Source organism: Streptomyces sp. NRRL S-1022 (assembly GCF_000720135.1).
In the GTDB taxonomy this organism is placed as follows: domain Bacteria; phylum Actinomycetota; class Actinomycetes; order Streptomycetales; family Streptomycetaceae; genus Streptomyces.
The window spans coordinates 22,096-42,495 of the sequence record NZ_JOIU01000028.1 but is presented as its reverse complement, the minus strand read 5'-3'; the positions used below and the strand labels follow the sequence as shown (position 1 = coordinate 42,495).

The 20,400-nt window shown below is 73.8% G+C and carries 14 protein-coding genes and 1 pseudogene; 6 read left to right on the top strand and 9 right to left on the bottom strand.

Annotated features, from left to right (window positions below; genetic code table 11):
• Positions 1-40 precede the first annotated feature (40 nt).
• From IG05_RS0133450 to IG05_RS50730, 7 genes and pseudogenes are all read right to left on the bottom strand, one after another.
• A complete protein-coding gene (locus tag IG05_RS0133450; protein ID WP_030347817.1) occupies positions 41-853 on the bottom strand; it encodes an HpcH/HpaI aldolase/citrate lyase family protein in 813 nt (270 codons plus the stop codon).
• Positions 850-2,073 (bottom strand): CaiB/BaiF CoA transferase family protein, encoded by a 1,224-nt coding sequence (locus IG05_RS0133445; protein WP_234336126.1) that lies wholly within the window; start codon positions 2,071-2,073, stop codon positions 850-852. Before IG05_RS0133445 ends, IG05_RS0133450 begins: the two co-directional genes overlap by 4 nt.
• A complete protein-coding gene (rbsK, locus tag IG05_RS0133440; RefSeq protein ID WP_030347815.1) occupies positions 2,070-2,963 on the bottom strand; it encodes a ribokinase in 894 nt (297 codons plus the stop codon). The genes IG05_RS0133445 and rbsK overlap by 4 nt, the downstream gene beginning before the upstream one ends.
• Positions 2,960-4,321 carry an ADP-ribosylglycohydrolase family protein gene (locus IG05_RS0133435; RefSeq protein ID WP_030347814.1) on the bottom strand — a complete coding sequence of 454 codons (1,362 nt, stop codon included), beginning with the start codon at positions 4,319-4,321 and terminating at the stop codon, positions 2,960-2,962. Before IG05_RS0133435 ends, rbsK begins: the two co-directional genes overlap by 4 nt.
• Positions 4,309-5,538 (bottom strand): ADP-ribosylglycohydrolase family protein, encoded by a 1,230-nt coding sequence (locus IG05_RS0133430; protein WP_030347813.1) that lies wholly within the window; start codon positions 5,536-5,538, stop codon positions 4,309-4,311. The genes IG05_RS0133435 and IG05_RS0133430 overlap by 13 nt, the downstream gene beginning before the upstream one ends.
• Positions 5,539-5,546: 8 nt before the next feature.
• Positions 5,547-6,665, bottom strand: a complete 1,119-nt coding sequence (locus IG05_RS0133425; protein ID WP_030347812.1) for an ADP-ribosylglycohydrolase family protein — start codon at positions 6,663-6,665, stop codon at positions 5,547-5,549.
• Between the two features lie 809 nt (positions 6,666-7,474).
• Positions 7,475-8,485, bottom strand: a pseudogene (locus tag IG05_RS50730) (ADP-ribosylglycohydrolase family protein); the annotation flags it as partial.
• Positions 8,486-8,748: 263 nt separating this feature from the next.
• Between IG05_RS50730 and IG05_RS0133415 the strand changes: the two are divergent.
• The 4 genes from IG05_RS0133415 to IG05_RS0133400 all read left to right on the top strand — a co-directional run bounded on the left by IG05_RS0133415 (position 8,749) and on the right by IG05_RS0133400 (position 16,817).
• On the top strand, positions 8,749-9,480 hold the full coding sequence (locus tag IG05_RS0133415; protein ID WP_030347810.1) for a VIT1/CCC1 transporter family protein: 732 nt from the start codon (positions 8,749-8,751) through the stop codon (positions 9,478-9,480).
• A 472-nt stretch (positions 9,481-9,952) separates the two neighbouring features.
• The gene (gene gltB / locus IG05_RS0133410; RefSeq protein WP_030347809.1) at positions 9,953-14,500 is read left to right on the top strand and encodes a glutamate synthase large subunit; all 4,548 of its coding nucleotides are present in this window, start codon (positions 9,953-9,955) and stop codon (positions 14,498-14,500) included.
• Positions 14,493-15,956: a glutamate synthase subunit beta gene (locus IG05_RS0133405; RefSeq protein WP_030347808.1), complete on the top strand. Its 1,464-nt coding sequence runs from the start codon at positions 14,493-14,495 to the stop codon at positions 15,954-15,956. Before gltB ends, IG05_RS0133405 begins: the two co-directional genes overlap by 8 nt.
• A 114-nt stretch (positions 15,957-16,070) precedes the next feature.
• On the top strand, positions 16,071-16,817 hold the full coding sequence (locus IG05_RS0133400; RefSeq protein WP_030347807.1) for a vWA domain-containing protein: 747 nt from the start codon (positions 16,071-16,073) through the stop codon (positions 16,815-16,817).
• Here IG05_RS0133400 and IG05_RS0133395 read toward each other — a convergent pair.
• Together IG05_RS0133395 and IG05_RS0133390 are read right to left on the bottom strand one after the other, a co-directional pair.
• The gene (locus IG05_RS0133395) at positions 16,814-17,767 is read right to left on the bottom strand and encodes an acyl-CoA dehydrogenase family protein (RefSeq protein WP_030347806.1); all 954 of its coding nucleotides are present in this window, start codon (positions 17,765-17,767) and stop codon (positions 16,814-16,816) included. The genes IG05_RS0133400 and IG05_RS0133395 overlap by 4 nt on opposite strands.
• Entirely contained in the window at positions 17,767-18,906 is a 1,140-nt protein-coding gene (locus IG05_RS0133390) for an acyl-CoA dehydrogenase family protein (RefSeq protein ID WP_030347805.1), read from the bottom strand. The genes IG05_RS0133395 and IG05_RS0133390 overlap by 1 nt, the downstream gene beginning before the upstream one ends.
• A 67-nt stretch (positions 18,907-18,973) precedes the next feature.
• Here IG05_RS0133390 and IG05_RS0133385 point away from each other — a divergent pair, with 67 nt between their 5' ends.
• Both IG05_RS0133385 and IG05_RS0133380 read left to right on the top strand, forming a co-directional pair.
• Positions 18,974-19,759 carry an SDR family oxidoreductase gene (locus IG05_RS0133385; protein WP_030347804.1) on the top strand — a complete coding sequence of 262 codons (786 nt, stop codon included), beginning with the start codon at positions 18,974-18,976 and terminating at the stop codon, positions 19,757-19,759.
• Positions 19,760-19,785: 26 nt separating this feature from the next.
• A complete protein-coding gene (locus IG05_RS0133380; RefSeq protein WP_030347803.1) occupies positions 19,786-20,397 on the top strand; it encodes a TetR/AcrR family transcriptional regulator in 612 nt (203 codons plus the stop codon).
• The last annotated feature ends 3 nt before the right edge of the window (positions 20,398-20,400 follow it).

Genomic DNA, 20,400 nt, shown 5'->3' with positions numbered 1-20,400 from the left:
CGCCCGGAGCTTTCCGGGCGCCCTCGATGCGTGCCGGGGGTCAGGTCCGGCCCGCCAGCGACAGGGTGCGCCGGGCCATCGCCACCACCGCCGCGTCGATGAAGCGGCCGTCGGGCAGGGCCTGCGCGCCCGCGTTCGCCGCCGCCGCCTCGACGACCGTCTCCGCGTGGTCGATCTCGGCCTCCGTGGGCTGGTAGGCCCGCTCGATCACCGGCAGCTGCCGGGGATGGATCGCGGCGCGCCCCAGGAACCCCAGCGCGCGGCCGTGGGCGCAGGACGCGGCCAGCCCGTCGAGGTCGCGGATGTCCGGATGGACGGTCTGCGTCGGCGGGGGCAGGCCCGCCGCCCGGGCGGCGACGATCACCCGGGAGCGCGGCCAGTCCAGGCCCGCGTCGGCCCGCACCCCCAGGTCGGCGCGGAGGTCGGCCTCGCCCAGGGCGATGCCCCGCACGGCGGGGTGGGCGGCGGCGATGGCGTAGGCGCGCTCGATGCCGAGGGCCGACTCCAGGAGCGCGTACAGGGGAACCGGGGTGGCCACGGCGACCTGCCGCACCTCGTCCGGTGCCGTCACCTTCGGGAGCCGCAGCCCGGCCAGGCCCGGCAGGCCGGCCAGGGCCGCGAGGTCGGTGGCGGCCCAGGGTCCGTCCAGGGCGTTGACGCGGACGTGCACCGGCACCGGTTGCGGCTGTGCGAGGAGTTCCGCGGTGGCCGCGCGGGCGTACTCCTTGCGCTCCGGTGCGACCGCGTCCTCCAGGTCGACGACGACCACGTCGGCGCCCGCCGCGAGGGCCTTGGCCACCACATGCGGGCGGTCGCCGGGGGCGTAGAGCCAGGTGAGCGGGGTGCGGGTCACAGGGCGCCCTCCGCGCGCAGGGCCGCGATGTCGGCCGGGGCGAGGCCCAGTTCCGTGAGGACGGCGTCCGTGTCGGCGCCGTGCGGCCGGCCGGCCCAGCGGATCGCACCGGGCGTGGCGGAGAGCCGGAAGAGGACGTTCTGCATGCGCAGCGGACCCAGCTCCGGGTCCTCGACGGTGGTGACCGTGCCCAGGGCCTGGTACTGGGGGTCGGCGAGGACGTCCCGGACGTCCTGCACGGGTGCCGCCGCGGCCTCCGCCTCCGCGAAGGCGGCGAGCACCTCGGCGCGGGTGCGGCCGGCGATCCAGGAGCCGACCGCCTCGTCCAGGACGTCGGCGTGGGCGGCCCGGCCCGTGCCGGTGGCGAACCACGGCTCCCCGGTCAGCTCCGGGCGGCCCACCAGGCGCAGCACGCGTTCGGCGACCGACTGCGCGGAGGTGGAGACGGCGACCCAGGTGCCGTCGGCGGTGCGGTAGGTGTTGCGCGGGGCGTTGTTCGCGGACCGGTTCCCGGTGCGTTCCTGGACGTAGCCGAGCTGGTCGTACCAGGTCGGATGGGGTCCGAGGACGGACAGGATCGGTTCGATGATCGCCATGTCGATCAGCTGGCCCGCGCCGGTGCGCTCGCGCGCGGCCAGCGCCGTCAGCACGGCGTACGCGGTCGCCAGACCCGCGACCGAGTCGGCGAGACCGAACGGCGGCAGCGTCGGGGGCGCGTCCGGTTCGCCGGTGACCGCGGCGAAGCCGCTCATCGCCTCGGCGAGCGTGCCGAAGCCGGGGCGGCGGGCGTACGGGCCGAACTGGCCGAAGGCGGTGACCCGGGCGAGCACCAGCCGCGGGTTGGCCGCCGACAGCTCCGGCCAGCCCAGGTCCCATTTCTCCAGCGTGCCGGGGCGGAAGTTCTCGATCACCACGTCGGCGGTGGCGGCGAGCCGCAGCAGGGTGGTCCGGCCGCCGGGCGTGGACAGATCGAGGGTGACGGTCCGCTTGTTGCGGCCGAGCACCTTCCACCACAGGCCGACGCCGTCCTTGGCCGGGCCGTGGCCCCGGGACGGGTCGGGCCGCCCGGGATGCTCGACCTTGATCACCTCGGCGCCGAAGTCACCGAGCAGGGTGGCGGCCATCGGCCCGGCGAAGAGGGTCGCCAGGTCCAGCACCCGCAGGCCGTCCAGGGCCGGGGTCGTGCGTGTCGTCGTACTCGGTGTGCTCGTCGTCCTCATGCGCTGTACTGGGCCTCGATCTCCGGGCGGTACGGCATCGACGCCGACGCCCCTTCCCGCTGGACGGAGATAGCCGCCGCGGCCGCCGCCCAGGACAGGGCCTCGCGTACCGGTCTCTCCTCGGCGAGGGCCACCGCGAGCGCGCCGGCGAAGGTGTCGCCGGCGCCGGTGGAGTCGACGGCTCGCACGTGCGGCGCGGGGATCACCAGCGGTTCGGCGCCCCGGGCCAGGTACAGGCAGCCCGTGGCCCCCAGGGTGACGACGACCTCCGGCACCAGGTCCAGCAGGGCCGCCGCGGCCTCGCGCGGGTCGGTGCGGTCGGTGAGGGTGACGGCCTCGTACTCGTTGGGCACCAACAGGTCGGTCACACGCAGGAGTTCGGGGGGCAGCGGCCGGACCGGGGACGGGGTGAGGACCGTACGGACGCCGTGCCGGCGGGCCGCCTGGGCGCCCGCGACGACGGCCGCCTGCGGGATCTCCAGTTGCAGCAGCAGGGCGTCGGCGGTGGCGATCACGCTCTCGTCGCCGGGGGAGAGGTGGTCGACCGTGCCGTTGGCGCCGGGGATGACGACGATCGCGTTGCCGCCCTCGTCGTCCACCACGATGTGCGCGGTGCCCGAGGGGCCCTCGACCGTGCGCAGGAAGTCGGTGTCCACACCGGAGTGTTCGAGGGTCTCGCGCAGCCGCACGCCGTAGGCGTCGTTGCCGACCGCGCCGATCATCGAGACGGTGGCGCCGGCGCGGGCCGCGGCGATCGCCTGGTTGGCGCCCTTGCCGCCGGGGACGGTGCGGAACTCCCGGCCGGTCACGGTCTCCCCGCGCTGCGGGGCCCTGCCGACATAGGTGACGAGGTCCATGTTCGTGCTGCCGAGCACGACGATATGGGTCATGGGCGGGTCGCCTCCAGGCGGGTGAGGTGGGCGAGGGTGTCGAAGCCGGTGCCGTCGAAGTCGGCGACGGAGCTGGCGAGCCGGTTCTTCAGCGGGGCCCGCCAGTGGTCGGGGAGCGCGTCGGGACCGCCGGCGAGGAGCCCGGCGATGCTGCCCGCGGTCGCGCCGGCCGAGTCGGTGTCCCAGCCGCCCATCACGGCACGGCAGACCGAGCCGCCGAAGTCGCCGTCGGCGTGCGTGAGGGCGGCCGCGATCAGAGCGGTGTTGGGGATGGCGTGCACCCAGTGGTGGTCGTGGGCGTAGCGGGCGTTCAGCCGGTCCACGACCTCGTCGAAGTCGGGTGTCCGCCCGGCCAGCCGGACGGCGTGGTCGATCGCCCGCGCCAGCCGGGAGCGCGCCGGGACCACCGCGCGGCCGGCGGCCAGACAGGCGTGCACGTCGTGGCTGCCGGTGGCGGCCGTGGCGATGGCGGCGGCGGTGAACATCGCCGCGTAGACGCCGTTGGCGGTGTGGGTGAGGACCGCGTCCCGGTGCGCCTGCGCGGCGGCGGCCGCCGGGTCGCCCGGGTTGCTCCAGCCGTGCACGTCGGCGCGGATCAGCGCCCCGATCCACTCGCGGAACGGGTTGCGGTGGCGGGCCGTGTGCGGGGGTTCGATGCCGGCGAGCAGGTTGCGGTGGGCGAGGCGCTCGGCGGTGAAGGTGCGGCCGGGCGGGAGTTCCTCCAGCCAGAGCCGGGCCACGTCGTCGGTGGTGAAGTTCCTGCCGTGGCGCTGGAGCAGCAGGAGGTTGAGCAGCGGGTAGTCGAGGTCGTCGTCCTCGGGCATGCCGTCGATGTTCTCGGCGAGCGAGGTGGCGGCCGAGCGGCGGTTCCAGGGGTGGGTGCGAAGGAGGTCCTCCGGGACGCCGCGGGCGGTGAAGTAGCCGGTGAGAGGCCAGTTCCCGGCCGCTTCGGCGAGGGCGCGGATGCCGTCGCGCGAGAGTTTCTCGACGGGTTTGCCCAGCAGGCAGCCGATGGCCCGGCCGAGCCAGGCCGCCTCCAGGGCACGGGGGTCCGGTACGGTGGCGGACCCTCCGGTGGGCCAGTCGGGGCACCGGGACCTGATCCGTTCCAGCTCCGTCGGCTCGTCCTCGGCGAACCGGCCGGGCAGATCGGCGAGTTCGTCCAGCAGGTCCTCGGCCAGCAGCCGCAGGTAGCGGGACGCCCGGCACGCGGACGCCCCCGCCCGCTCCGGGGCGTCCGGGCCGCCCGCCGCCCGCCAGCGCGCCTCGATCGCCGCCGGCTCCCGCCCGTCCAGCCGGGCCTGGCGCAGCTCGTGGCCCAGCAGGTCCTCCGGCTGGACCCAGGTCAGTCGGAGCACGGCCGGCCTCCGAGCGCGGCGAAGGCCTCCTCGTGGGCGCGCCGGCGGCGCACGTCCCGGTCGAAGACCTCGTGTGCCACCTCGGTGAGCGTCCGGGCCGGCGCCCACAGGTCGAGGCGGCTGGCGTCCGCGACCATCTTCGCCCATCCCTCCGGCGCCGGCGAGCCGAGCGCGCCCGCGAGGGCGCCGGCCATCGTGGCGATCGAGTCGCAGTCCCGGCCGTAGTTGACCGAGCCGAGCACGGCCTGCCGGTAGTCGCCGCCGGACACGACCAGCATGCCCAGGGCGACGGGGAGTTCCTCGACGGAGTGCAGCCGGGAGGGGCGGCGGGCGGCGAGGGAGGGGGCGCGGTAGTCCGGGCCGACGGTGTCGTACGGGGCCACCGCCGCGCGCAGCGGACCGAGCGCCGACTCGAAGTCCCGGTGCCGGGCGGCGACTTCGCAGACCTTCTCGATCGCCGTGCGGGTGCCGTCCTTCGCCAGCGACAGGCAGGTGCCCACCACCGAGTCCGGGGTCGCGCCGGGGGCGGCCGCGGCGGCCACCGCGGCGGCGAGGACCCCGGCCGCCTCGCGGCCGTACGACGACTGGTGCGCGCCCGCGACGTCCAGGGCCTCGGCGTAGGCGGCGGCCGGGTGGGCCGCGTTGACCAGGCCGACCGGGGCCATGTACATCGCCGCGCCGCAGTTGACGATGTTGCCGGCGCCCGCCTCCCGGGGGTCGGCGTGACCGTAGGCCAGCCGGGCCACCAGCCACTTCTCGGCGAGGAAGAGGCGGTGCAGCGGCAGGGCCTCGGCCTCCAGCTCCGGGATCCAGCGGGGGGTGGTCATCAGGTCCGGGACCAGGTGCTCGGCGATCGCGTACGCGTCGAGGTGGTCGCGGACGCGGTCGTAGACCCGGATCAGCGCGTGCGTCATCAGGGTGTCGTCGGTGACGTGCCCGTCGCCCTTGTGGTACGGGGCGATGGGGCGGGCGGTGCGCCAGGCGTCGCCGTGCCAGGGGCCGACGACGCCGCGGACGCGGCCGCCGTGCCGCTCGGCGATCTGCTCGGGGGAGTAGCCCTCGACCGGGCCGCCGAGGGCGTCGCCGACGGCGGCACCGACCAGGGCGGCGGTGATGCGGTCGGCGAGCGGGCTTCCGCCGGCCCGCGACGCGCGTTCTGCGGGTTCTTCTGCGGGTTCTGTGAGTTCTGCGGATTGTGTGGGGTGTTCGGGCGTCATGCCCCGAATCATCCTCCTGGGTGGGCCGGTTGTGCGGCTTCCAGGAGTCCGGCGAGTTCCACCAGGTCGGTGCCGGTGAGGCGGGGCAGGGTGCAGCCGGGCAGGGTGCGGCAGGCGTCCCGCCAGGTCCCCGGGACGGCCGCGCCGCCGCCGAGGGCACCGGTGAGGGCGCCCGCCAGGGCGGGGGCGGAGTCGGCGACCCGGGACAGGCAGACGGCGGCCGGCACGGCCTCGGTGAGCCGGCCCCGGGCGGCGGTGGTCAGGGCGAGCGCGACGGGGACGGTCTCGGCGGCGGCGATGCCGTAGCTGTAGACGTGGTCGACGATCTGGTGTTCCAGGAGGGGGACGAGGGCGAAGGCGGACTCGGTGTCCTCGGCCAGGGCGAGGGCGTGGCGGGTGTTGCGGCCGATCTCCGTGTCCGCGGGCAGTTCGGCGAGCGCGGCGGTCACGCAGGTGTCCGGTGCGGCGCCGGTGAGGGCGAGGGAGAGGGCCGCGGCCATGGCCCGGGCGCCGTGCACGCCGTCGCCGTCCTGGGTGTAGCGGGCGTCGAACTCGGCGAGCTCGGCGGCCTGGTGCGGGTCGCCGGGGTGGGCCACGGCGAGGACGCAGGCGCGGACGCAGGCCGCGTCGTCGAAGTAGTGCGGGTTGTCGTGGCCGGTGGCGGGCGGGCGCAGGCCCGCGGCGAGGTTGCCGAGGCCGGCGCGGACGGAGATGCGGGCGCGCAGCGGCAGTACGGCGGACTCGATCTCCGGGGCGCGGTCCGCGGCGGCGGCGACCTCCGAGGCCACGGTGGTCCAGGTCAGATCGATGGCGGCGCGCATACGGCGGGCCCGGCTGAGGTCGCCGAGGACGTCGTCGTCACCGGCCCGCAGGACCGCCTCCGCGGCGAACACCGCCCACTCGGCGTCGTCGGAGGGGCCGAGGCGGAGGGGGCCGGGGGGCTGGTTGAGGGCGATCGGCACCGGGAGGGTGGTGGTGGCGTTCTGCTCGGCGAAGGTGTCCAGTTCGCGGGTGAGGCGGCGGGTCCACTCGGGCATCCGGGCGGCGCGGTGCCGGGCCGCGGGCCAGCCGGCGGCGTCTCCTGCGGCCAGGCCGAGGAGGAGTCCCTCGATACGGCGCGCTGTCACGGCCGCCCCTCCCCGTCCGCGGGCCCCCCGTTCCCGGCACCCACGAGGGGGCTCCGCCCGCTGTCGGGTTGTCCGGTGCCGGGGTGGCTCTGCCCGCTGTGGGGTGGTCCGGCGTTTCCGGCGCCCACGGGGTGGCTCTGCCCGCTGTGGGGTGGTCCGGCGTTTCCGGTGCCGGGGTGGCTCTGCCCGCTGTCGGGTTGCCCGGCGTTTCCGGCGCCCACCAGGGGGCTCCGCCCCCTGGACCCCCGCTCCTCCGCCCACCCACCGCCCGACTCGGTGGGCTGGGAGGCGAGGACCGGGGGTGGGGGTGACTTCGTCCCCGCCCCCGGCAGCACCCCGGCCGGCACGGCTCCCGGCAGCGCCACCGCAGGCTCGGCGCCTGACAGCAGCTCGGTCGGCACGGTGCCTGGCAGCACCTCGGCCGGCTCGGTGCCCGGCAGCGCCAGTGCAGGCTCGGCGCCCGGCAGCACCTCGGCCGGCACGGTGCCTGCCAGCACCTCCGTCGGCACAGTGCCCGGCAGCGCCACCGCAGGCTCGGTGTCCGGCAGCACCTCGGTCGGCACGGCCCCCGGCAGCGCCACCGCAGGCTCGGCGCCTGGCAGCAGCTTGGTCGGCACGGTGCCTGGTAGCACCAGTGCAGGCTCGGCGTCCGGCAGCACCTCGGCCGGCATGGTGCCTGCCAGCACCTCCGTCGGCACAGTGCCCGGCAGCGCCACCGCAGGCTCGGCGCCCGGCAGCACCTCGGTCGGCACGGCGCCTGGCAGCGTTTCCGTCGGCACCGGCCCCGTCGCCCCGTCCGGCACCTCGGCTCCCGTCTCCCCGACGCCCCCGGCCGCCAGTACCTCCGCGATCTCCAGTACGTGGTGCCCCGCCACCGACGGCAGGCAGCGTCCACGGGCCGGGCCGATGGCCGTCGCCCAGGGGGAGGGGATGGCGGAGACGCCCTGGGTGGCGCCGGAGAGGGCACCGGCGACCGCCGCCGTGGTGTCGGCGTCGCGGCCCATGTTGACGGCCGTCAGGACCGCCTCCCGGAAGTCGCCGTCGGCCGCCGCGTAGGCGCCGAAGGCGAGGGCCACCGCCTCGGGGGCGAGGTCGGTCCAGGGGTAGCCGCCGATGACGACCGCGGAGCGGACCGCGCGTTCGCCGCGGTGGGCCACGGCCACCGCGCGGCGCAGGGAGCGCGCCGTCCAGGAGTCGTCGGGGATGACCGCCAGGGCCGCGGCGATCACCACCGGGACGGACGCGCCGGTCATCGCCGCCGCGACGCCCGCCGCGACCGCCTGGCCGCCGTAGATGCCCTCGCCCTCGTGGCTGACCGAGCCGTCGACGGCCACCAGCCGGGCCGCCTCGGCGGGCCGCCCGGCGGCGAACACCCCGAACGGCGCCGCCCGCATGGCCAGCCCGTCGCTCCAGGCGTGCCGGTGCTGGGCCGAGATGGGGGCGGCGAGGCCGCGGCGCAGGTTCTCCAGCGTGCCCCGCTCGCTGAATCCCGCACCGCGGAAGGGGCCCTCGGCCCGGTCGGCGATCCACTCGTGCCAGGCCGCTTCCACGTGTGCCGGGGTGAGGGCCGAGCCGTGCCGGGCCAGCAGCAGCCCGGAGAAGATCGCGTACTCGGTGTCGTCCGTGCCGCACGGCTGCTCGCTGACGTACCCGGTGATGCGGCCCCAGCGGGCCCGGATCTCGGAAGGCCTGAGGTTCTCCGCGGGCGCCCCCAGCGCGTCCCCGACGGCCAGGCCGAGCAGCGCGCCCCGGGCCCGCTCGCGAAGTCCGGCGGTCTCCCCGGGCGCCGGAACCGGGGCGGTGCGGGCGATCGATGCCATGGACGGCCTCCTTCGGCGGGGTCGCACGGGACCCTCTGCGGATGTGTCCCACGGGCGGCACCGGGGCGAGCGCGGCACGGACGCCTGTCACCCGCTCGGCATCTGAGCGATTGATCGCACATGTGAGCGCACGAGGGGAAACGTGCAGGTTAGCCGAGCCTTTCCTTGCTGGCGGCTGCGGAAGGATCAGCGTAAATTGAGTGTTGTCGAAAAGTAGAACTCGTCCAAAGTTAGCTTTGGCTAAGCTTCCCTGGGGGGCCCGCATGGCCATCATCGAAACCGAGGCCGCGCTGCACGTGGCGCACCGCGACAACCACACGCACCGCGATGTGAACGGGGGCTGGCTGCGGCCCGCCGTCTTCGGCGCCATGGACGGGCTCGTCTCCAACCTCGCCCTGATGACGGGTGTGGCCGGCGGAGCCGTGGGCCAGCACACCATCGTCCTCACCGGCCTCGCGGGGCTCGCCGCCGGCGCGTTCTCCATGGCCGCCGGCGAGTACACCTCCGTCGCCTCCCAGCGGGAACTCGTCGAGGCCGAGCTCGACGTCGAGCGCCGTGAGCTGCGCAAGCACCCGCAGGACGAGGAGGACGAGCTGGCCGCGCTGTACGTGGCGCGCGGGGTCGAGCCGGAGCTGGCCCGGCAGGTCGCCCGGCAGCTGTCCGAGGACCCCGAGCAGGCCCTGGAGATCCACGCTCGCGAGGAGCTGGGCATCGACCCCGGCGACCTGCCCTCGCCGCTGGTCGCCGCCGTGTCGTCCTTCGGCTCGTTCGCCCTCGGCGCCCTGCTGCCCCTGCTGCCGTACCTGCTCGGCGCCACCGCGCTGTGGCCCGCCGTGCTGCTCGCCCTCGCCGGGCTCTTCGGATGCGGTGCCGTCGTGGCCAGGGTGACGGCGCGCAGCTGGTGGTTCAGCGGCCTGCGGCAGCTCGCGCTCGGCGGTGCGGCGGCCGGTGTGACGTACGCCCTGGGCACCCTGTTCGGAACGGCCGTAGGATAGCCCGGCCGGTACCTATGCGATGGGCCGTATAAGTACCCGTTACTCGCTGGTTTCGATTGTTTGACCACCGGGCATGAGCCGTAAGCGCTGTGGGCAACGACGCCTGCCGCACCCCTCCGGGCGAGCGACGACGCTCGCCCCGGATTCCGGACCGTCAGGTATTGATCTGTCCTGATTTGGTCCCTCATACTTTTGGCCACGGAGCCGCGCGCCACCCCCGCCCGCGCACCCCGAGGCGTCCGCATGCTGGAACGGTGTATCCGCTTCCCGAGAATCGCTCCATCATGTAACCTGCACGAAATTTTGATCTCATCGCAGATCTCACGCAGAGGGCCAACGTCGTCCCTCGGCACCTGCCACATGCCACATGACGACGACGGGAGAGCCGATGCGTACGCCGCGCCAGCCGTCCCAGCACTCCGAGAACGGCCAGAACTGGTCGTTCATGGATGCTCGCCCTGCTGCGCAGGGTATGTACGACCCCCGCAACGAACACGACGCGTGCGGCGTCGGTTTCGTCGCCACCCTCACCGGCGAGGCGTCCCACACCCTGGTCGAGCAGGCCCTCACCGTCCTGCGCAACCTGGAGCACCGGGGTGCCACCGGCTCCGAGCCCGACTCCGGCGACGGCGCGGGCATCCTCTCCCAGGTGCCGGACGCCTTCTTCCGTGAAGTGGCCGGATTCGACCTCCCCGCCGCCGGTGCCTACGCGGTGGGCATCGCCTTCCTGCCGGAGCAGGGCGCCGAGGACGCCGTCTCACGTATCGAGACGATCGCCGCCGAGGAGGGCCTCACCGTCCTCGGCTGGCGCGAGGTCCCGGTCGCTCCCGAGCTGCTGGGCGCCACCGCCCGCTCCACCATGCCGGTGTTCCGGCAGATCTTCGTCACTGGGGGCGCCTCCCGGACGGAGTCCGGGGGAGGGGCCAGCGAGGGCATCGCGCTGGACCGCCGGGCCTTCGTACTGCGCAAGCGCGCCGAGCGCGAGGCCGGGGTGTACTTCCCCTCCCTGTCCGCGCGCACGATCGTCTACAAGGGCATGCTGACCACCGGCCAGCTGGAGCCCTTCTTCCCGGACCTGTCCGACCGCCGCTTCGCCTCCGCGATCGCGCTCGTGCACTCCCGGTTCTCCACGAACACCTTCCCGTCGTGGCCGCTCGCACACCCGTACCGCTTCGTCGCGCACAACGGTGAGATCAACACCGTCAAGGGCAACCGCAACTGGATGGTCGCCCGCGAGTCGCAGCTGGTCTCCGACCTGTTCGGCCCGCAGGAGAAGCTGGACCGCGTCTTCCCGGTCTGTACGCCGGACGCCTCCGACTCCGCCTCCTTCGACGAGGTGCTGGAGCTGCTCCACCTGGGCGGCCGTTCGCTGCCGCACTCGGTGCTGATGATGATCCCGGAGGCCTGGGAGAACCACGCCTCCATGGACCCGGCCCGGCGCGCCTTCTACCAGTTCCACTCCACGATGATGGAGCCCTGGGACGGCCCCGCCTGCGTCACCTTCACCGACGGCACCCAGGTCGGCGCCGTGCTCGACCGCAACGGTCTGCGCCCCGGCCGCTACTGGGTCACCGACGACGGCCTCGTCGTCCTCGGCTCCGAGGTCGGCGTCCTCGACATCGACCCGGCCAAGGTCGTTCGCAAGGGCCGCCTGCAGCCCGGCCGCATGTTCCTCGTCGACACCGCCGAGCACCGCATCGTCGAGGACGACGAGATCAAGGCGTCCCTGGCCGCCGAGAAGCCGTACGCCGAGTGGCTGGAGGCCGGCGAGATCGAGCTGGGCGACCTGCCCGAGCGCGAGCACATCGTCCACACGCACGCCTCGGTCACCCGCCGCCAGCAGACCTTCGGGTACACCGAGGAGGAGCTGCGCGTCATCCTCGCCCCGATGGCCCGCAGCGGCGCCGAGCCGATCGGCTCCATGGGCACGGACTCGCCGATCGCGGCCCTGTCCGAGCGCCCGCGGCTGCTCTTCGACTACTTCACCCAGCTGTTCGCGCAGGTCACCAACCCGCCGCTGGACGCGATCCGCGAGGAGCTGGTCACCTCCCTGCGCTCGTCGCTGGGCCCGGAGGGCAACCTGCTGGACCCGACGGCCGCCTCCTGCCGCTCGGTCACCCTGCCGTTCCCGGTGATCGACAACGACGAGCTGGCCAAGCTCATCCACATCAACGCCGACGGCGACATGCCCGGCTTCAAGGCCGCGACCCTGTCCGGCCTGTACCGGGTCTCCGGCGGCGGTGACGCGCTCGCCGCGCGCATCGAGGAGATCTGCGCCGAGGCCGACGCGGCGATCGAGAACGGCGCCCGCCTGATCGTCCTGTCGGACCGCCACTCCGACGCCGAGCACGCGCCGATCCCGTCGCTGCTGCTCACCGCGGCCGTCCACCACCACCTCATCCGCACCAAGCAGCGCACCCAGGTGGGCCTGCTGGTCGAGGCCGGCGACGTCCGCGAGGTCCACCACGTCGCCCTGCTCATCGGCTACGGCGCCGCCGCCGTCAACCCGTACCTGGCCATGGAGTCCGTCGAGGACCTGCTGCGCGCGGGCACCTTCCTGAACGGCCTGGAGCCCGAGAAGGCCATCAAGAACCTGATCTACGCCCTCGGCAAGGGCGTCCTGAAGGTCATGTCCAAGATGGGCATCTCCACCGTCGCCTCCTACCGCGGCGCCCAGGTCTTCGAGGCCGTCGGCCTGGACGAGGCCTTCGTGACGAAGTACTTCAACGGCACCGCCACCAAGATCGGCGGCGTCGGCATCGACGTCATCGCCCGGGAGGTCGCCGCCCGCCACGCCAAGGCCTACCCCGCCTCCGGCATCGCTCCCGCGCACCGCGCGCTGGAGATCGGCGGCGAGTACCAGTGGCGCCGCGAGGGCGAGCCGCACCTGTTCGACCCGGAGACGGTCTTCCGCCTCCAGCACTCCACCCGCGCGGGCCGCTACGACATCTTCAAGAAGTACACCTCCCGCGTGAACGAGCAGTCCGAGCGCCTGATGACGCTGCGCGGCCTGTTCGGCTTCAAGACGGGTCTGGAAGGCCGCCGCCCGATCCCGGTCGAGGAGGTCGAGCCGGTCTCCGAGATCGTCAAGCGCTTCTCCACGGGCGCGATGTCGTACGGCTCCATCTCCAAGGAGGCGCACGAGACCCTCGCCATCGCCATGAACCAGCTGGGCGGCAAGTCCAACACCGGTGAGGGCGGCGAGGACCCGGAGCGCCTGTACGACCCGGCGCGCCGCTCGGCGATCAAGCAGGTGGCCTCCGGCCGCTTCGGCGTGACCTCCGAGTACCTGGTCAACGCGGACGACATCCAGATCAAGATGGCCCAGGGCGCCAAGCCCGGCGAGGGCGGTCAGCTGCCCGGCCACAAGGTCTACCCGTGGGTCGCGAAGACGCGTCACTCGACGCCGGGCGTGGGCCTGATCTCCCCGCCGCCGCACCACGACATCTACTCCATCGAGGACCTGGCCCAGCTGATCCACGACCTGAAGAACGCGAACCCGCAGGCGCGGGTCCACGTGAAGCTGGTCTCCGAGGTCGGTGTCGGCACGGTCGCCGCGGGTGTCTCCAAGGCGCACGCGGACGTGGTCCTGATCTCCGGCCACGACGGTGGCACGGGTGCCTCCCCGCTGACCTCGCTGAAGCACGCGGGCGGCCCCTGGGAGCTGGGCCTCGCCGAGACCCAGCAGACCCTGCTGCTCAACGGCCTGCGCGACCGGATCGTGGTGCAGACCGACGGCCAGCTGAAGACCGGCCGTGACGTGGTCATCGCCGCGCTGCTCGGCGCCGAGGAGTTCGGTTTCGCGACCGCCCCGCTCGTCGTCTCCGGCTGCGTGATGATGCGCGTCTGCCACCTCGACACCTGCCCGGTCGGCATCGCCACCCAGAACCCGGCCCTGCGCGAGCGCTTCGCCGGCAAGGCCGAGCACGTGGTGAACTTCTTCCGGTTCATCGCCGAGGAGGTCCGCGAACTGCTCGCGGAGCTGGGCTTCCGCTCCATCGAGGAGGCCGTCGGGCACGCCGAGGTGCTGGACGTCGAGCGCGCCGTCGACCACTGGAAGGCGCAGGGCCTGGACCTGAAGCCGCTGTTCCACGTGCCGGACCTGCCCGAGGGCGCCGTCCGCCACCAGATCGCCACCCAGGACCACGGTCTGGAGAAGGCCCTGGACAACGAGCTGATCAAGCTCGCCGCCGACGCCCTCGCCGCGGACGACGCGACCGAGGCCCAGCCGGTGCGCGCCCAGGTCGCCATCCGCAACATCAACCGCACGGTCGGCACCATGCTCGGCCACGAGGTGACGAAGAAGTTCGGCGGTGCGGGCCTGCCCGACGACACCATCGACATCACCTTCACGGGCTCGGCCGGCCAGTCCTTCGGCGCGTTCCTGCCGCGCGGTGTCACGCTGCGCCTGGAGGGCGACGCCAACGACTACGTCGGCAAGGGCCTGTCCGGCGGCCGGATCGTCGTCCGCCCGGACCGGGCCGCCGACCACCTCGCCGAGTACTCGACCATCGCGGGCAACACCATCGCCTACGGCGCCACCGGCGGCGAGCTGTTCCTGCGCGGCCGCACCGGTGAGCGGTTCTGCGTCCGCAACTCCGGCGCGCTGGTTGTCTCCGAGGGCGTGGGCGACCACGGCTGCGAGTACATGACCGGCGGTCACGCGGTCGTCCTCGGCCCGACCGGCCGCAACTTCGCGGCGGGCATGTCCGGCGGTATCGCCTACGTCATCGACCTCGACCGCGACAACGTCAACATCGGCAACGCCGAGTCGGTCGAGGCGCTGGACGAGACGGACGAGCAGTGGCTGCACGACGTGGTGCGCCGCCACGCCGAGGAGACCGGCTCGACCGTCGCCGGGAAGCTGCTCGCCGACTGGGAAGCGGCCGTGCAGCGGTTCAGCAAGATCATCCCCAGCACGTACAAGGCAGTGCTCGCCGCCAAGGACGCCGCCGAGCGAGCCGGTCTGTCCCAGACCGAGATCACCGAGAAGATGATGGAGGCGGCGATCAATGGCTGACCCGAAGGGCTTCTTGAACCACGGCCGTGAGGTCGCCAGGACCCGTCCCGTCGAAGAGCGCAAGAAGGACTGGAACGAGGTCTACGTCCCCGGCTCCCTGCTGCCGATCATCAGCAAGCAGGCCAGCCGCTGCATGGACTGCGGCATCCCGTTCTGCCACAACGGCTGTCCGCTGGGGAACCTGATCCCCGAGTGGAACGACTACGCCTACCGCGAGGACTGGGCCGCCGCCCAGGAACGCCTGCACGCGACCAACAACTTCCCGGAGTTCACCGGTCGCCTCTGCCCGGCCCCCTGCGAGTCGGCGTGCGTGCTCGGCATCAACCAGCCGCCGGTGACCATCAAGAACGTCGAGGTCTCCATCATCGACAAGGCGTGGGAGACCGGGGACGTCGCCCCGCAGATCCCCGAGCGCCTGTCCGGCAAGACGGTCGCGGTCATCGGCTCGGGCCCGGCGGGTCTCGCCGCCGCCCAGCAGCTGACCCGGGCCGGCCACACGGTCGCCGTCTACGAGCGCGCGGACCGCATCGGAGGCCTCCTCCGGTACGGCATCCCCGAGTTCAAGATGGAGAAGCGGCACATCAACCGCCGTATCGAGCAGATGCGCGCGGAGGGCACCCGCTTCCGCACCGGTGTGGAGGTGGGCCGCGACATCAACGCGCGCGACCTGAAGAAGCGGTACGACGCGATCGTGATCGCCGCCGGTTCCACGACCGCGCGGGACCTGCCGGTGCCGGGCCGCGAGCTCAAGGGCATCTACCAGGCGATGGAGTACCTGCCGCTGGCCAACAAGGTCCAGGAGGGCGACTACGTCACCGCGCCGATCTCGGCCGAGGGCAAGCACGTCGTCGTCATCGGCGGCGGCGACACCGGCGCGGACTGCGTGGGCACCGCCCACCGCCAGGGCGCGGCCTCCGTCACCCAGCTGGAGATCATGCCCCGCCCGAACGACGAGCGGCACCCGGTGAACCAGCCCTGGCCGACCTTCCCGATGCTCTACAAGGTCACCAGCGCGCACGAGGAGGGCGGCGAGCGGGTCTACTCCGTCTCCACCACCCACTTCGAGGGCGACGAGGACGGCAACGTCCAGTGGCTGCACCTGACCGAGGTGGAGTTCATCGACGGCAAGCTGACCCCGAAGCCGGGCACCGAGCGCAGGATCCCCGCCCAGCTGGTCACCCTCGCCATGGGCTTCACCGGCACCGACCGGGAGAACGGCCTGGTGGAGCAGTTCGGCCTGGGCCTCGACGAACGCGGTAACATCGCCCGCGACGCCGACTTCCAGACCAACGTGCCGGGTGTGTTCGTCGCCGGTGACGCCGGCCGCGGCCAGTCCCTGATCGTGTGGGCGATCGCGGAGGGCCGCTCGGCCGCCCGCGGAGTCGACCGCTTCCTGACCGGAGCCAGCGACCTGCCGGCCCCGATCCGCCCGACGGACCGCGCCCTGGCGGTCTGACGGCACCCCTGAGGACGTCCCGTACAACGGCGTACGGAACACTGACGACGCCTGCCCCGTCCCCGACCGGACCCGGGCAGGCGTCGTTGCATGTCCGCACGCGGAGGGGGAGCCATGGCCGCGATCAGCCTGCGCAAGGTGGAGGAGACCGCGCCCGCGCTCGCCGGCGCGTACCGGTCCGCGGGCGTGTCCCTGCGCAAACACGGCCTCGACGGGCTGCGGGCCGCCGTCTACCTCGTGGTGGACCGCTCGGGTTCGATGCGGCCGTACTACCGGGACGGCAGCGTGCAGGCGCTGGCCGACCGGGTGCTGGGGCTCGCCGCGCACCTGGACGACGACGGGCGCGTGCCGGTGGTGTTCTTCTCCACGGACGTCGACGCGGTCTCCGACATCGCCCTCGACGGGCACGAGGGCCGCATCGAGCGGATCGTGGCCGGGCTCGGGCACATGGGCAGGACCAGCTATCACCTGGCCATGGACGCCGTCATCGACCACTACCTGGACAGCGGCGCCACCGACCCCGCCCTCGTCGTCTTCCAGACCGACGGCGGCCCGACCAGCAAGCCGGCCGCCGAACGCCATCTCTGCAAGGCGGCCCGGCTCCCCCTCTTCTGGCAGTTCGTCGGCTTCGGCGACCCGGACAGCAGGCAGTTCGAGTTCCTGCGGAAGCTGGACGAGCTGGCCGTCCCCGGCAAGCGGGTCGTGGACAACGCCGGCTTCTTCCACGCGGGCCGGGACCCGCGCCGGGTCTCCGACGCCGAGCTGTACGACCGGCTCGTCGGCGAGTTCCCGGCGTGGCTGTCGGCCGCGCGCGCCGCGGGCGTCGTACCCGGTGCCCCGACCGTGCCGGCCGCCTCCTAGAGCCCGGCCGCGAGCACCAGGTCCCGGCACTCCTGGGGTGTACCCCACGCCGAGCGCAGGGCCCGCGCCTTGGTGAGCCACAGCGACAGGTCGTACTCCGCCGTGTAGCCGATCGCGCCGTGCAGATGCAGTGCCGTACGGGCCGTCCGGTACGCCGCCTCGCACGCCGTGAGCTTGGCGGCGGCCACCTCCGCCGGGCGCAGCGACAGTGCCGCGCCGAAGACCAGCGGGCGGGCGAACTCCAGGGCCGTCTTCGCGTCGGCCAGGCGGTGCCCTACGGCCTGGAAGGAGCCGATGGGGACCCCGAACTGCGTGCGCCGGCGGACATGGGCGACGGTCCGGTCGAGCAGGGCGAGGCCGGCACCGAGGGCCTGGGCGGCGGTGGCCAGGCGCATCCAGGTCAGCGCCCGGTCGTAGGGCGCGTCCCGGCCGAGCGGTTCACCGGTGGGGGTGAGCCGGGTCAGCCGGCGCGCGGGATCCAGGGAGCGGCGCACCGGGCCGGGGTCCGCCGTGGCCAGGTACAGCCCGTCGGGGGCCGGGCACAGGCGCAAGCCGGCGGCGTCCCCGTCGACGGCGTAGCCGCCGGGCGCCGCCACGGTCGCCAGGACCGCCCCGGCCGCGAGCCCGGGCAGGAACCGCCGGGCCGGCGCGGGCTCTTCGAGGAGTACGGCCGCCCCGACCGTCTCCGCGAGCGGGCCGGGCACCGCGTGCCGCCCCAGCTCCACGAAGGCGACGGCCAGGTCCACCGGAAGCGGGCCCAGTCCGCCGTACTTCCGCGGCACCGCGAGTCCGAACACCCCCGCCTCGGCGAGCCGCGACCACAGGGCACGCCCGCGGGTGTGGTCGCCGCGGCCCCAGGCCCGGATCACCGCCGGGGTGTCCGCCGCGCTCAGCATCGCGTGCAGCGCGCCGGCGAAGGCGCGCTGCTCGGCGTCCAGGAGGAAACGCATCAGCGGCGTCCCTTCGGCAGGCCGAGCAGCCGCTCGGCGACGATGTCCCGCTGGATCTCGTTCGTGCCCGCGTAGATGGGGCCGGCCAGGGCGAACACGTACCCCTCGGACCAGGCGCCGTCGGCGAGTTCGCCCTCCGCGCCCAGCAGGTCGAGCGCCGTCTCGTGCAGCGCGAGGTCCAGCTCGGACCAGAACACCTTGTTCATGCTGGACTCGGGGCCGAGCCGGTCGCCGTCCAGGACCCGGGAGGCGGCGGCGTAGGCGAACAACTGATAGGCGCGGGCCGCGATCAGCGCGTCGGCCACCCGCGTCCGGGCGTGCCCGGGCGAGCCCTGGGCCCGCCACAGTTCGCGCAGCCGCGCGGCGGAGGCGAGGAAACGGCCGGGGGAGCGCAGGGTGAGCCCGCGTTCGTCGCCCGTCGCGGACATCGCGATCCGCCAGCCCTGGCCCGGCTCGCCGATCACGTCCTCGTCCGGGACGAACACGTCGTCAAGGAACAGCTCGGCGAAGGCCGGCTTGCCGTCCAGGCGGCCGATCGGACGGACGGTGACGCCGGGGGCCCGCAGGTCGAACATCAGGTACGTCAGCCCCTGGTGCGGTCTCGGTGCCGCCGGGTCGCTGCGGAACAGCCCGAAGGCCCGGTCGGCGAACGCGGCGCGCGAGGACCACGTCTTCTGCCCGCGCAACCGCCAGCCACCGGCCGTCCGCACCGCCCGGGAGGTGAGCGCGGCGAGGTCCGAGCCCGCCTCCGGCTCGGACCAGGCCTGCGCCCAGACCACCTCGCCGGTCGCCGTCGGCGGCAGCACGCGCGCGCGTTGCTCCTGCGTGCCGTACGCGAACAGGGTCGGCGCGAGCAGGCTGATGCCGTTCTGGCCGACCCGGCCCGGCGCGCCTGCCGCCCAGTACTCCTCCTCGAACACCAGCCAGCGCAGCAGTCCGGCGTCCCGCCCGCCGTACCGCTCCGGCCACGACACCACCGACCAGCGGTCCGCGGCCAGTTCGGCCTCCCACGCGCGGTGGGCCGCGAAGCCCTCCTCCGTCTCCAGGGACGGCAGCGGCGAGCGCGGGACGTGCGCGCGCAGCCAGGCCCGGGCCTCGGCGCGGAACTCCTCGTCGGCCGGAGAGTGGGTCAGGTCCACGCCGCACCGCCTTCCTTCCGTGCCGGTCACCTTCCCTAACAAGTGTTTGGTAGGTTAGCGTGGCCCTATGACAGGCGTCGAGAGCCCGGCCTACGTCCCCGGGCACGGACTGCTGCGCGGGCGCACCGCCGTCGTCACCGCGGCGGCCGGCACCGGCATCGGCGGGGCCACCGCACGCCGCTTCCTGGAGGAGGGCGCCCGGGTGCTCCTCAGCGACGCCCACCCGCGCCGGCTGAAGGAGCACGAGGCCGAACTGGGCCGCCGGTTCCCCGGCGCGGTCACCGCGCTGCCGTGCGACGTCACCGACGAGACCCAGGTGCGGGCCCTGTTCGAGACGGCCGTGGCCGCGCACGGGCGGCTGGACGTCGTCGTCAACAACGCCGGGCTCGGCGGCACTTCGGACCTCGTCGACATGACCGACGAGCAGTGGTCCCGGGTGCTGGACGTCACCCTGAACGGCACCTTCCGCTGCACCCGGGCCGCCCTGCGCGCCATGCGCGGCACCGGCGGCGGGGTCATCGTCAACAACGCCTCCGTCGTCGGCTGGCGCGCCCAGGCCGGACAGGCCCACTACGCCGCCGCCAAGGCCGGCGTGATGGCGCTGACCCGGTGCGCGGCCGTCGAGGCCGCCGCCTACGGCGTGCGCGTAAACGCGGTCGCCCCCAGCCTCGCCATGCACCCGCACCTGGCGAAGGTCACCTCCGCCGAACTCCTCGCCGAACTGACCGAACGGGAGGCCTACGGGCGGTACGCACAGCCCTGGGAGGTGGCCAACGTGATCGTCTTCCTCGCCTCCGGCTACTCCTCCTACATGACCGGCGAGGTCGTCGCCGTCAGCAGCCAGCACCCCTGAGCAGCGGAGCAGACCACAATGGGTGCGTGCCGACCAAGAAGAAGCCCCAGGTGACCGCGGCAGCGGCCCGGCGCGGAGAACTCCTCAACACCGCCGCCGAGGTCTTCGCCGAGCACGGCTACAACGCCACCACCGTCCGCCGGATCGCCGACCACGCCGGGATGCTCGCGGGCAGCCTCTACTACCACTTCGACTCCAAGGAGTCGATGCTCGAAGAGATCCTGCGGACCTTCCTCGACGAGCTCTGGGACGGCTACGACACCGTCCTCGCCTCCGGACTCGGACCCCGCGAGACGCTGGAGGCGCTGGTCACCGAGTCCTTCCGGGAGATCGACCGGCACCGCGCCGCCGTCGCGATCTACCAGAAGGAGAGCAAACAGCTCGTCGCCCAGGACCGGTTCGCCTTCCTCGCCGAGTCCCAGCGCCGGTTCGAGAAGGCGTGGCTGAACACGCTGCGACGCGGGGTCGCCGAGCGGGCCTTCCGCGCCGACCTCGACGTCCGGCTCACCTACCGGTTCGTGCGCGACACCGTGTGGGTCGCCGCCTCCTGGTACCGGCCCGGCGGCCGGCACAGCCCCGAGGAGATCGCCCGCCAGTACCTGTCGATGGTGCTGGACGGGATCGCCGTACGCGAATAGCCC

Bases quoted from the DNA above. Each gene is read 5' to 3' on its own strand.
- IG05_RS0133445 (WP_234336126.1), bottom strand. From the start codon at position 2,073: ATGAGGACGACGAGCACACCGAGTACGACGACACGCACGACCCCGGCC.
- rbsK (WP_030347815.1), bottom strand. From the start codon at position 2,963: ATGACCCATATCGTCGTGCTCGGCAGCACGAACATGGACCTCGTCACC.
- IG05_RS0133430 (WP_030347813.1), bottom strand. From the start codon at position 5,538: ATGACGCCCGAACACCCCACACAATCCGCAGAACTCACAGAACCCGCA.
- IG05_RS0133415 (WP_030347810.1), top strand. From the start codon at position 8,749: ATGGCCATCATCGAAACCGAGGCCGCGCTGCACGTGGCGCACCGCGAC.
- gltB (WP_030347809.1), top strand. From the start codon at position 9,953: ATGTACGACCCCCGCAACGAACACGACGCGTGCGGCGTCGGTTTCGTC.
- IG05_RS0133405 (WP_030347808.1), top strand. From the start codon at position 14,493: ATGGCTGACCCGAAGGGCTTCTTGAACCACGGCCGTGAGGTCGCCAGG.
- IG05_RS0133400 (WP_030347807.1), top strand. From the start codon at position 16,071: ATGGCCGCGATCAGCCTGCGCAAGGTGGAGGAGACCGCGCCCGCGCTC.
- IG05_RS0133395 (WP_030347806.1), bottom strand. From the start codon at position 17,767: ATGCGTTTCCTCCTGGACGCCGAGCAGCGCGCCTTCGCCGGCGCGCTG.
- IG05_RS0133385 (WP_030347804.1), top strand. From the start codon at position 18,974: ATGACAGGCGTCGAGAGCCCGGCCTACGTCCCCGGGCACGGACTGCTG.